The sequence below is a fragment of the Streptomyces sp. NPDC046985 genome (genome assembly GCF_040644415.1).
GTDB lineage: Bacteria > Actinomycetota > Actinomycetes > Streptomycetales > Streptomycetaceae > Streptomyces.
The window spans coordinates 20,387-32,876 of record NZ_JBEYWK010000037.1; the positions used below are offsets into that span (position 1 = coordinate 20,387).

Genomic DNA, 12,490 nt, shown 5'->3' on the forward strand with positions numbered 1-12,490 from the left:
CCAGCGTCATCTTCACCGTCACGATGACGTCAATCTGGTGATGTCGGCGTTGGGGAACGATCCCCAGTGCCTGCCGGTCCTGATCGCCTTGGGTGCGGCCCTGCGCCGGGACGTGGCCTCGGCGCTGCGGGAGGTCATCGCGACGGGAGCGTGGCAGGGCGACGTGCGCGTCCGCAGTGCTGCGGCCCACTGGCGTGAGGAACCCCGCTTCCAGGTCTTCCTCGAGCACGGGCTGGAAAAGCGCCGCGACCGCGGCCCCAAGTACGAGCACCTGGATACCGCCCTGCTGACGTTCCCCGAGACCCGTGCCGCCCTGTACCGGGTGAGCGCGGCGCAATGCCCGCAGCACTGCCGCACCAAGACCGGCACCTTTGCCGAGGACCGGCATGTGGATGACTACCGCGAGGCGCTGTTCGGCTGGTACGCCGCCATCCAGCACGCGCACGCCTGCGTGGTGAGGGCAGCGCGCTGGTTCGCGAACGCACAACCGTCCAACTCCCGTCGGCCGGAGGCCTTCACCGACTGGATGAGCGGAATCCGGCGCCGCCACAGCAGCGGTGCCGTCCCGGAGGCGGAGCCGGCTGCTCAGCGCGCCTTGCAGGAAATCATCCTGATGATGCACGCCTGGAGCCCGCACACCTTCGAAGCCATCGACGTGGCCTTCCAGAAGGCGGAGGGAGAGCACGCATCCCACGCCTGGGGCGGCAGCTTCGAGCCCGCCGGCCGGCCCGAAGCCCAGGCCGCAGCCGAAGCCCTCGCGAGCGTCCTCTCCCCGCAGGAACGCCGGCAGATCCGGGACGTCGTCGACGGGATCGAGACCGACGACGGGTTCCGCGGCATGGACCTCGCGAAGGACAGCACGCTGCCCTGCACCAGCGACCGGCACCGCGGCTACGGCGCAGGCGCCGACGAGCGCGAGGACTGCGCCACGGCCCGAGGTCGCGTGTACGAAGAGGCCTCTCAGGCCTGGAGCGAGGGTGTCGACCGCGAGGCCGACGCTGCCCGGCTGGCCCGGTTCCTGCTCGGCCCCCGTACCGACCGAATCCAGGCTGCCCTCGCCACGGCCCGCGCAGCCGTTGCCCGGGACGCCACCGAGAGGGCACCGCAGATCTGGCACGACAACGCCGAACCCCTCCGGGAAGCCCGCGAAGCCGCAGGACTCGATCTCCACGACGCCGCCGGCCACCTGGACATCAAGCCCGCCACACTCCAGCGCTTCGAACAGGCGACCGGCAAGCTCCCCGGACGCCCGGTCTCCCTCGGCTACCTCCAACTCCTCACCCTGGCCTGCGTCCAGGCAGGCCACACCGCCCCCGCCTGCATCCCGCAGGCCATCTCCCAGCCGGTGAACTCGCTGCCGACCACCCTGTAGCACGCCACCGGCACATCCCTGCCGTCACACCACCGCGATGTGAGGAACCCCCGTGTTCGAAGAGGTACATCACCGGCCCTGCGGACGCCCCACCAAGTCCGGCGGCCCCTGCCGTGCGCAGTTCTCCGGTCCGGGCTTCGCTTGCAAACTGCACACCACCGACCACGAAAAAGCCCTCGTGGAGGCCTATGAGCAGGGCCTTCAGGCCGGCCGGGCGCAGGAAAGGGAGTGGAGACAGCGGGCCGAGACCGCGCAGGTCGAACACCTTGAGCACCAGATACGGACCCTGCGGGAAGAACTCGACGCCAAGAACAGCCGCTTCGAAGTCGACGGCCACCAGGCCGTCACCGTCGACGGCTACGGATACCGCTGGAACGGCCCCGGCACACTCGAGGTCGGCGACCGTGTGGTCCTGCCCGAGAACTACGTCAGCGCCCTGCGCCACGGCCCGGGCCCCTTCCCCGGGACTGTGACCGAACTGGGCACCACCTACACCGGGACCCTCAGCACGATCATCTCCCGGACCCCTGCCACCCCGCGGCAGACCGGCTGACACCACACGCCCAAGCCAACCGGTACCCGACGACCAGCGGCGGTTTTCCGTGAAACGCGAGCGCGCCACCACGCTTCTGAACGACATGCTCGACCGGCTGGAGGAGGGAGGATGGCCGCTGGATCTCGTCGACGAGATCCTCGTCTTCGGTTCCTACGCACGCGGCGCACTGAACCCCTCAGACGTCGACCTGGTCGTGGAGCACCGCACCGACGACCGCCTCACCTCCGAGTTCCTCCACGCCCTGTCCTACGGCCGCGACCCCTCCGCCTCGATGAAACGTGCCCTGAAAGGCAACAGCCGCGGCCTGCAGATCCACTTCCGCGAACGCAAGACCCTCGAAGCGGAAGGCTTCGAACTGACCTTGCTGTGGACCCGCGGCGAACCCGTCGACACCGCCCGCACCCGGCTCGCCGCCATCACCTCCGACCCCGAGGCAGGCCGTGCCCCACGCGACCACATGATCGAAGCCTTCGACGGCATCGACCGCTGGGTCCCGCGCCTGGTCCGCATCGATCTCGCCGACCTCGTCGACCGCAAGGCGGCCACCATCCGCCAACTCCAGCTCCCCGACGCTGAACCCGCCCATCCCGCAGCCCTCGAAGCCCTCACCCGCTGGAGCGACACCAGCCCGCTACGCCGCGCAGCAGCAGCCGTCCTCGCCCATCTAGAAGCCGCCTCCCGCCCCCTCGACTCCGTCTACCTGCACGGGGAACCGGTCATCGGCAGCCGCTACAGCGGCACCGCATGGCAGACCGGCATCGGATTCGGCTGGAGCCACCATCGCGGCATCTCCCACCACCTGCAGGAGGGCACCGACTGGTTCGAGGTCGTACGCCCCACACGGACCCAGCGCCTGCACACCCTCCACATCACCGTCCAGGACCGCTCTGCCCTGCCCACCCGCCGGTGATGCAGCACCCATGCCGGGGAAGCTTCAGGGCCGCCCGCAGAACGTGGACCGGAGTGTGCCAGGGTGAGGGGGGAGGAGGCGGTGCCGGGTGAGTACGTTGCGGGTGGACGTGTTCGCATGCGACATGCCGTGCCGGCAGTGCTCGATGCCCTTGCGATGGGTGTTCGGTCTGCTGCCTTCGCACCGGCCGGACGGCGGCGAGTTCACCACGACCGACTTTCCCGAAGCCGTCGATGTGGCACGCCGGATCCTGGCCGACCCCACCAGCGACACCATGGACCTGGCTGCGCAACTGCACGACCGGCCCGCCTGGCAGCGGGGGCGCAGCTTCAACCCGAATACGTGCGTTCGCTGCGGGCACCAAGCCGACTGGCACGTTCTCGACGACGTCATTCACCATGCCCTCCACGGCCGATGGCTCCGCACGGCAGAAAGCCGGGTCCCGGTGCCGCAGTGGCGCGCGATCCGCGGTCGCGGGCAGGGAATCTCCTGGACACCGTGAACCGCCCCGGCCCGAACACCGAGTGGCCGAAGACAACGGGCCCCTTTCCTCGACAGGGGTATGAGAGGGGAATTTCCCCGGCAGATGGTCCAGGCTGGTCCGGTGACGCAGGGTGGTGGCAGTGCAGATTCCGCTGTCCGGCATTCCCCTGAGCCGGATAGAACTGTCCGGTGGTGAAGACGGAACCCTGTCTGCTTTCGTGGTGTCTTCAACCGCTTCGCGCGCGGAGGCAGTCTTGGCCAGTACCCGCACACCTCGATCCGCCACCCTTGAGAACCTCTAGCGGAATGCCCCACGCGGTCTTGAGATCCACTCCGGAAGGCGTGAACGAACGCGGTTGCTAGTGTCCGGACGTGACCCTGACTGACCTCAACACCGGCTTTCGTGATGACGAGCAGCGGCGGCGCGTCCAGGGGGTCATTCATGATCGCCTCGCAGACGACCGGGACTCGCGGGAATGCCGCTTCCTCATGCGGTTCTGGTGGCAGCTGGTCATGTCATACCAAGAGGTGTCGATGGACGAGCTCAGCCGGAACCTCGGTAAGCCGAAGCTGGACGTGATCGAGGCGCTGATCACCGCCATCAGGTCGTCCCATGCCGAGATCGATGCCTGGATTGCCACCACGCAGCACGTGTTCCCAGTGATCCAGGATCGCGGCTTCAGGGCCACCCAGGACGGCGACAGTTAGCGCGGCCGGAGCTTCTTCAGCCGTCGCCGGCAGATGATGCTGCAAGCGAGGCTGAGAAAGGCTTCGTGGATGTCGTCGCGGATCTCCCAGCGGATCCGCAGGCGGCGGAACCAGTGCAGGTGAGCGAACGCGCGCTCCACGACCCAGCGTTGGGTGCCGAGCCCGGAACCGTGTTCGGTGCCCCGTCGGGCGATCTGCGGCTTCGCGCCGAGCTCCTAGACCAGGCGGCGGTACTTGTCATGGTCGTAGCCCACGGTCGCCGAGCACCACATCCGGGCGGCGCCGAGGCCGGCCGCGCTTGCCCCGCACTGGTGGTACTGCCTCCAGCAGGGGGATCAGTTGGGTGACGTCGTTGCGATTGCCGCCGGTCAAGGTAGCGGCGAGCGGGATGCCGGTCGCGTCGGTGACCAGGTGGTGTTTGCTGCCCGTCCTGCCCCGGTCAACAGGGCTTCGTCCCGTCTTGGAGCCCCCTTCCCCCTTTAACGCGCGGATGTGGGAGCCGTCGACCGCCGCGCGGGAGAAGTCCAGGGCGTCAGCGCCGCGGAGCTTGGCGAGGAGGACCTCGTGCAGCCGTGGCCACACCCCCGCCGCGGCCCATTCGGCCAGGCGGCGCCCGCAGGTCATGCCGGAGCCGAAGCCGAGTTCCCGCGGAAGGTGTTCTCAGGCGATCCCGGTGTGCAGCACGAACAGGATCCCCTGGAACACCAGCCGGTCCGGATGCCGCTTACGCCCTGGGCGCCGAGCCCGACGCTCCACCTTGGGCAACAACGGCTCGATCACCGCCCACAGCTCGTCATCGACATCCCACGGCTTCGGCCGCGCCACCCCACACCCCCGGATCATCAGTCCCAGAGTGATCCAACCACGCCAAAGATCATTTCGTTGATAGTTCTAAGTCCACCCTCCACCGGCTCAAGCCCCCCAGGGGCACTGCCACGGAACTGCGCACGTTCGTCCGCGAGAGATACCTCGACGATGAGGACTACCAGACCAAGGAGTTCACCCGCCCGGGGATGGAAGGCCTGCTGATCACCGGAGGTGTTCCCCGAGAGCGCGCCGACTTCCGCGACGACGAGTTCGGACTGGAGTTCGCGACCCGCTGTTTCAACGACGATGGAGTCATAAAAATCCGCAACCAGATCATGGACGGCAGAGGCCGGGTCGACGAGTACTCAGCGTCGAGGGGCGAGCGGATTGACGACTTCGGCCTGGACCGCTTCGGCGCCGTCGTCCGCCGCATCTGCGGCACCGTCAGCGGACTGTCGATGACCTCCCTGGAGACCGGCAGGACACGACAGATCCGCGTCGAGTGCTCACAGGCCACCATCAAGCTCCCCCTGGCCAGCCACCACCGTGGAACAGTTCCTGAGCGACCTCCGGGCGATCGAGGACGTATGCGCGAAGCCCGATCCGCTGCCGCAACTGCGTTTTGTCAGCAGGGTCCACACCCTCGACAACCGCAGCCACAAGGCCGTGCAGGCCCAGAAGATCCTGGAAACGCACCTCACCGACCCGGACAGTCCCCGCCTGACCATCGGGGTCCCCGGCTCATGCCAGGAAAGCTACAGCTCGGCCCAGGCGTTCCGCGCCAGACGAGGCGCCCGCACGATCGGGGCCAGCGATCTCGAACTGCACCACCTGCTGCAGCTCATACAGGACAAGCCTGAGGGCGAACGGCTTAAGGCCCTCGGCGACATACGGGTCACCATGTTCAGCGACGACGACTACCAGACACCGGCCAGCGTCACCACCAACGGAAAAGAGTGGCTCATCGCCGACATCACGATGGGCACCGATCGCCTGTTCTACGGCAACGGCAAATGGTTCGAGGTCGAGGCCGGCTTCCTCGAGACCCTGGAGGAAGAACTCACCGCCCTGTTCACACAGCCACAGACAATCACCCTGCCGCCATGGCCCAAGGGCCCGCCCAACTCCAAAGGCCACGACTCTCACGACGAGGACTGGTTCAACCAGCAAGCCGCGAAGCCCGACGGGTATCTCCTGTTCGACAAGAAGGACATCGTCACGGAGAAGTTCAAGGGCGGGGGACTGGAGATCTGCGACGCCCTCGGCCCCGGGAACCAGCTGATCTGCATCAAGAAGGCACCCGCCAGCACAGCCCCCTCAACCACCTCTTCGCCCAGGGCGTGGTCGCCGTCGAGACGCTGCGCAGCGACATCGAAATACGGACCAAATTCCTTGAACAGGTGGCCGCGCACACGCCGGACCACCGCCTGCTCCATGACTTCGGAACACTCCGGGCAGTCTTCGGGATCCTCCTCAAGGACGGCCAGGACATCCGCGTCGACTCGCTCTTCGCCTTCGCCCAGGTCTCACTGCTCCAAGCAGTCAGACGGCTGCGCGCGATGAACGCGGAGGTCGAAGTCGTCGCCATCCACCGCTGAACCAAGGAGAGCCTCACCGGTACGAAGGCTGTACCAGAGCCAACTGGCGTGCATTGGGGTGTGGTCGAAGAACCTCGGCACCCGTAACGGCGCTTTGGCCTCTGCGCTTGAGGCGGTTCGTCTCAGCGGGCATGTCGTCTCTGGTGGCGGCCGAGGACGACACGCCCGGCGCCCCGCTACAGCCCGGAGCCGATGGCTTCGTCGACGAACCGGCGTACCAGAAGCTTCACTTCGTCCGATGGGACGGTGACGGACCATCCAAGCTCCGGCTGATGCTGATAGCACCGGAACCGGGCCACGACCGATCCGTCGTCCTCGACGTAGAACCACCTCCAGGACAGCTCGTGCGTACATGCCGCGTGCGGTTCGAATACGGCAAAGCGGCGGATGATGTCGGCGTGGTGCTGGAGGGGGAGGGTCCGCTGAGCGCGGCAGTCCGTGCACTGCAGAAGGTGCTCGACCCCTCCGGGACGGTCGATGAACCTATGAGCGCCCTCGGAGTTGTTGCACTTCACGCACAACGGCCCGCGGAACAGACCGTGGGAATGGCAGTGGTCCCAATACAGGGCCCGCCGGGGTTCGGGACACATCCGGCACAGGAAAACCTCGGCGGGAGAGCGTTTGGCGAACCCCTTCGTGTACAGGCGGCCTCGCAGATGGCCGGTATAGGGCCTGGAGGCCTGGGCAGCGCACGATGGGCACAGGACGACGAATCCCGTGGCGCTCGAAGAACGCCACTGCTCGCGGCCGGCCGGTGCTCCGCAGCCGCTGCACACGTCGTCCTGCGCCGCGAGGCCGGCCTCGATCTCCTCGGCCCGGTCCAGCACAGCGGCATAGGCGCGAGGAACCAGCCACTCCTTCCCTGACCAGACCATCAGCGGCAGCGGCCGGGTGCTCGCGATGGTCCGCCGAGTGAAAGCTTCGGGCAGCTGCTGCCCGGTGAAACCCTCAGGTAGGACACCGGGGCCCCGCACCTGGGGAAGCTCGGACTCATAGGTTGCCTGAGAGATCCACTGCCGGACGCGAGAGCGCCAGGTGTGTGACTCGCTGTCCTCCAGGCCGGCGTCGACCAGGTCGCCGGGGTCGACCCCGAGTCCGGCGAGCCGCTTGCCGGACTTCTGGATGTCCCGGTCGAGGAAGCGCCATTGCTGCCGGTGCTTGTAGCCGGGCACGGCCGTATCACCGATGAGCACGTGGCTGGCAGCGGCGAACGTGTAGCGGTTCACATGATCCAGGTACGCGGGGACCGTCGTGTGATGGGTGAGGTCGGCAAGCCTTTGGTGTGCTGTCTGGAGTGAAAGCCACATGAGACACAGCTCCTTGAGATCACTGATAGGGACAGGGACAACGGGCGAGTCACCGAGCAGGCCGACGGGGCGGCACTGCCTTGCTGGGGGAGATGTCACGGGCAGGGCGCCGGCCCGGGCCGGCGGTGCAGGCACCGGTTCCCAGCCACGGGTCAGGAAGACTGCCCCGGCTTCTTCGCAGATGCTGCGGGAACGGCGGTCGGTGAGGAAGCTGGCGCGGTCGCCGTACTCGGTAGGCCGTACGGCCGCCCGGTGTACCGTCCATAGGCCGTCGCTTCCGGGGCCGTCCGCAGCGGTGAGCCGGCGCAGCCATCCGTTGAGGGGATCGGCTTGTGCGGCTCTTCTTGGCCGGGTGCGGGTCCAGGCGGTCAGCCAGGCTGCGAGCCACGGCCTGCCGGCCCGGCGGCTGATTTCCCCGAGAAGCAACTCCGTTGCGGCGCCTGCCCCTTCGACTGCGGCGGTCTCGCGCGGCCGCTGCTGCCAGCGCGGAGCGCCAAGCAGCCGGGCCACGGCGATCGTCTCTGGGTAGGACACCGGCGCATGCGGCACCACGGCCGTCGGCACGGATCCCGTGACCGCGGCCAGCCGGCGTACACGGTCCTGCCAGACCGGCTCGGATCTCCACCCCTGTACCTGCCACGACCACACCACCGTCGCGGCGAGGGCCACCACGTCCGCCGCATCCGGACGGGACCGGGCGAGAACGGAGTGATGGCGGTGAGCCGCGAGGACCTCGGGCAGGGTCTCCAGCGGAATGCTCGCCGGCCTCCCGGGATGCGCGAGGAGCCAGCGGCGGTGACGCCGGCAGACGTGCCCGGCCGTTCCCGGATACACCAGCACCGGCCGTCCGGCCCGCCCGGTGCACGGGGGACAGGCCCCCGCCCACGCCTCGCCCGGCGTGTACCAGGCCGCCCGCAGGTTCTCGTCGTCCGTGACTCGCTCGTGCGGGGCGGCGAGAGCGGGCAGCAGGCGGGTGAGCTGAGGCAGGTGATGACCGGTGGAGCGGATAAGGGCCGTTCGTGCGGGTGTGTTGAGGAACAGTTCCAGGCCGGTGCCCGGAGTGCCCGTCACCTTCGCCCGGTGCGTGCCGCCCAGGATGCCCCGCAGCAAGTCCTGCGCGGGCATACCGTAAGGGGCGGCCGTCCTGCGGAACCAGGAGCCGGGCAGTTCTCCGGCCACGGGTGGGATTCGAACAAACGTGGAGGCGGAGGATTGCACTGGCATCGTCCTTTGCATGTGGGGCGTTGAGGGCGGCGCAGGGCAGGGGGCGCGGCCATGGACCAGCGCCACGTCGGCACAGGAAGGGGGACTGCAGGGCGGCCCCGCGCCGGGAGGGCCGGGTGGGGCCTTCCACCGTGCCGGTCAGATGCCGGGGCGTTGCCGCAGAGTGGCGCGCGCCGCGTTCGTGGCCTGGACGTCGAGGAGCACCTGCGACAGATGTTTCTTCGTGATCGCGAGGCTTCCGTCCAGGATGGAGCGGATCGCTGCCTCCCTGACGAGGAGGGAGAGACTGGCCATCACGCCGCCGGTGCGCAGATGGATGTAGGCGGCGTGGCGTACCAGCGTTCCGGGCCGGTGGTGGGCCAGCAGGGCCAGTTCGGCCTCGTACTCCTCACGCGAGCCGGTGCGCTCGACCACCTTGCAGATGTGTTCCCAGACGTGGTGCGTGAACGGGAGGGCGACCGAGGTGGTGTGGATCCACGCCACCTCGCGGAAACCCTCCGGCAGTCGCACCCAGATCCGGACCGGGTCGTAAGGGTTGTAGTGCACCTCCCACAGGCCCTTTTGCGCCCGCACCCCGGAGTCCTGCCCGCGGTGGCCGTTGAGGCAGCTGCCGTCGTAGGTGCGGTAGCCGAACCGGATACCGGCATCGGTGATCGGCTGCCAGCGCACCGGCAGTAGCTCCACGAAGTCGTCCGACGACAAAGGCACCGGCACGTACCCGGCGACGGGCAGCAGTGCCGCCCACATCTGGTTCGGGGTGAGAGCCTTCTTCGGCATCAGAGGATGCCGCAGCCCCGCGTGCGGGCGGTGGTGCCCGTACACGAGGAACTCCTCCCACAAAGCCTGGAGTTCGGCCATGGTCCACAGCGGCTCCTGCTCGACCCTGGAGCCGCGCTCACTCACGTTCGAACCGGTGTAACCGGGCAGCCATTGGCAGAACAGCGAATTGATCGAACCGAACGGCCTCTCCACATGTCCCTTGGCCGGTCCGTTGGCCGGAGGAAACGGCTGCAGCGAGATCCCCAGGCTCTCGCACGCGGCCCGCCACCTGCGCACCGTCGCCCGGCTCACGTCCGACCAGCCCTGCGCGGCCAGTTCATCGGCTTTCGCTTGCTCACGCGGGGCCAGAGTGGTGGACGCGGGATCATACTCAGGTCTCACCGACGCCGTGCCGTCCGGGGCGGGACACCCCGTCTCCACCTCACGGACGTGCCGCTCCAGTTCAAACGCACGCCACTGCTCGCCCTCGGACACCGTCGGCAGCAGGCCCATCTGCGGCACCCGCAGACGCGGCGGACCGCCCACCGGCTCGAACGACGCATCGCTGAGCAACTCCGCCAGCCCGAACACCGCCAGCGTGTCCTGCTCGTCCTTCTTCTCCGTCCCGGACAGCCAGATCCGCGCATCGGACGTAGAGGATGCCTCGATACCCGCGACGGTCCATTCCCGGCCGCCGTACCGCACGACAGTGCCGGGCCTGAGCATGGGCCGGCTCACCGCCCGTCCTCCGCGCATGCCACCGCGACGCTCCGTTCGTGCAGCGGGCGCTGAAGCGGCACGCTCAGCACGCCCACCCACAGTGCATGGAACACCGACGGCCACACCGCGACCGGATCACCCAGCAGCCGCACCCCCTCGGCCAGCGCCGTCGGTGTCCGGAAACACTGGGCCACCCCCGGTAACCGGTCCTGCGCATACCGCTGATGCCGGTAGCCGGCGAGCCAGCGCACGTTGGCCTCCACCACGGGCTGCGGCGGTCCGATCAGACGGTAGTGCCAGCCTGCGGTAGCCGCAGCCTTTTCCAGGTGGGCGGCCCGCCAAACCAGTCGCCGCCCCGCCCCGAACCGGCTCGCATAGTCCACCAGCAGTCCGCTGCCATCCGCCAGACGTGCCATCAGGTGCGGCGCGTGCGACACCGCCCTGCCGCCCCGGCCGTGCCACGACAGCTCCACCGGTCGGCAGGCCAGAGCCGTCACCACCGGATCGTGGTCCAGCATCATGAGCTGCGTGCGTATGGCCTTGGACCCGTGGTGCGCCAGGCACCTGTCGGTCGAGGACCAATACCAGCCCGGCGCCGAGCGCCGCCCCTTGCAGACAGGGAACCGCCCCTTGCAGACAGGGAACCGCCGTACCGGCAGGCACTCCTCCAGCCGCTGTTCTCCAGCCGTCTCCAGCCAGGGCAGTTCGTACTCGGTGCCGTCAGGGCGGACGAACCGTGCGGTCATGTGTGCCGGATCAGTGAAGCGACGGCCGATGCTCAGTGGCGGCGGGGGATCAGTCTGCTGGTGCACTTCTAAGGACAGAGGGATCACGAACAACTATCATATATGCATAAAAATGTTGATAGGTGCTACTCGGAAGGCAGGGCAGGGGTTTGGGAACCTGCCGTGGGGACGCCAGTCGGATCCGCGACGGCGCGCTGTGGCGCGTACGCCACGCTCACACCGGCAAGGCGCGCGGCTGCAAGAGGCGGAAACGGAGCGGCTCCAGAGCCGTAGCCGGTGGGAGCGCTGTCGCCGCCCGGAAGGTGGGCAGGATTGGCGGGGTGGGACTCATAGGCGCATCCTGGCGCACCCTTCCGGCAGCGCATGCAGCGTCTGGCTGGGATACCGGGCGGTAGCCGAAACTTCGCGCCATATCCGCCGCATCGGCCGTACCGACGCATTGTCAGACCCTGCCTCTACAGTGCCCCTCTCCTGCGCAAGGACGCGAATCAGAGCTCCCGCCTTTGCCCGTCAGAAGTGCGCTCTAACCTGCGCTGATGACACTTTGAACGCCAAGGCGGGGTGGGGCGTCCTGCCGGTGGCCAACAGCGCGCCGGACTTCCAGTCAGGTCTCGTCGGCTACCGGCGGACGGCGGACCACCGCGTGCTACGCGCGTTGCATCTAGGCAACACATGGGAACAAATGACTGAAAGAATCACGTCGCCCTGCGAGCCCGCTCTAGGTTCGAGACGTGTCCGGCACACCATCCGTGCCGGTCCGCATTCAGGTTCGTATAGCGATGGCTGACCGCGCTCGCCTGCCGCGCGCCACCTGGGCCCTCGGCAAGCGCCTCTTGCACCGACATTGATCCGGTCTCGTGGACCAGCAACGCCGATGAGTCCTGGCGAGCGGCGCCGGCAAGGGCTTCCGGTTGACGGACCGGAGAGGGACGGCACCGCCAACGCCGCCAGCACTTGCTGCTTTCCTCTCATTCCCGCCGCGCGCCATGTCGAGAAAAGACAGACGATGAGCAGATATCCCGCGATCGACGACCTCCTCGCCACCCGCTGTCCTCTGCCCGAGCCCGCCGAACGCAGCAGGCTGCGTACCAATCTCGCCCTCACCGCTGATGCAGTAGCCCACGCGATCGGCATCAGCCCCGCCACACTCCACGCATGGGAAGAGGGACACGCCGAGCCGCAAGGACACGTCCGCGCCGCCTACGTGCTGAGTCTCATCTCGATGTCCAGCGGGATTCTCACCGTGAGGCCATGTGTCCGTTGTCGCTGTCATCTCTTGTGACGTGCTCTTTTGTTGATC

8 protein-coding genes and 3 pseudogenes are annotated in these 12,490 nt (G+C 68.0%); 7 read left to right on the forward strand and 4 right to left on the reverse strand.

Annotated elements, in window-relative coordinates; genetic code table 11:
- Nucleotides 1–40 precede the first annotated feature (40 nt).
- From ABZ861_RS30730 to ABZ861_RS30750, 5 genes are all read left to right on the forward strand, one after another.
- Nucleotides 41–1,372 carry a helix-turn-helix domain-containing protein gene (locus ABZ861_RS30730; protein ID WP_361637076.1) on the forward strand — a complete coding sequence of 444 codons (1,332 nt, stop codon included), beginning with the start codon at nt 41–43 and terminating at the stop codon, nt 1,370–1,372.
- A gap of 52 nt (nt 1,373–1,424) precedes the next feature.
- Entirely contained in the window at nt 1,425–1,925 is a 501-nt protein-coding gene (locus ABZ861_RS30735; protein WP_361637079.1) for a hypothetical protein, read from the forward strand.
- A 49-nt stretch (nt 1,926–1,974) separates the two neighbouring features.
- Nucleotides 1,975–2,838, forward strand: coding sequence for a nucleotidyltransferase domain-containing protein (locus ABZ861_RS30740; protein WP_361637082.1), 864 nt, complete (start codon nt 1,975–1,977; stop codon nt 2,836–2,838).
- 103 nt (nt 2,839–2,941) lie between these two features.
- Nucleotides 2,942–3,340: a hypothetical protein gene (locus ABZ861_RS30745; protein ID WP_361637085.1), complete on the forward strand. Its 399-nt coding sequence runs from the start codon at nt 2,942–2,944 to the stop codon at nt 3,338–3,340.
- A gap of 353 nt (nt 3,341–3,693) precedes the next feature.
- Nucleotides 3,694–4,029, forward strand: a complete 336-nt coding sequence (locus ABZ861_RS30750; RefSeq protein ID WP_361637088.1) for a hypothetical protein — start codon at nt 3,694–3,696, stop codon at nt 4,027–4,029.
- Here the strand turns inward: ABZ861_RS30750 and ABZ861_RS30755 are convergent.
- Nucleotides 4,026–4,872 (reverse strand): annotated as a pseudogene (locus ABZ861_RS30755) (IS5 family transposase). The gene ABZ861_RS30750 and the pseudogene ABZ861_RS30755 sit on opposite strands and share 4 nt — an antisense overlap.
- A 170-nt stretch (nt 4,873–5,042) precedes the next feature.
- Here ABZ861_RS30755 and ABZ861_RS30760 point away from each other — a divergent pair.
- Both ABZ861_RS30760 and ABZ861_RS30765 read left to right on the forward strand, forming a co-directional pair.
- Nucleotides 5,043–5,339 (forward strand): annotated as a pseudogene (locus ABZ861_RS30760) (DUF6119 family protein); the annotation flags it as partial.
- A gap of 43 nt (nt 5,340–5,382) precedes the next feature.
- A pseudogene (locus ABZ861_RS30765) lies at nt 5,383–6,434 on the forward strand (DUF6119 family protein).
- Between the two features lie 176 nt (nt 6,435–6,610).
- On the opposite strand, the gene ABZ861_RS30770 reads toward ABZ861_RS30765, so the two are convergent.
- From ABZ861_RS30770 to ABZ861_RS30780, 3 genes are all read right to left on the reverse strand, one after another.
- Nucleotides 6,611–8,977, reverse strand: a complete 2,367-nt coding sequence (locus tag ABZ861_RS30770) for an endonuclease domain-containing protein (protein ID WP_361637091.1) — start codon at nt 8,975–8,977, stop codon at nt 6,611–6,613.
- 126 nt (nt 8,978–9,103) lie between these two features.
- Nucleotides 9,104–10,450 carry a hypothetical protein gene (locus tag ABZ861_RS30775; RefSeq protein ID WP_361637094.1) on the reverse strand — a complete coding sequence of 449 codons (1,347 nt, stop codon included), beginning with the start codon at nt 10,448–10,450 and terminating at the stop codon, nt 9,104–9,106.
- Between the two features lie 8 nt (nt 10,451–10,458).
- Nucleotides 10,459–11,277 (reverse strand): TnsA-like heteromeric transposase endonuclease subunit, encoded by an 819-nt coding sequence (locus ABZ861_RS30780; protein ID WP_361637097.1) that lies wholly within the window; start codon nt 11,275–11,277, stop codon nt 10,459–10,461.
- Nucleotides 11,278–12,490 lie beyond the last annotated feature (1,213 nt).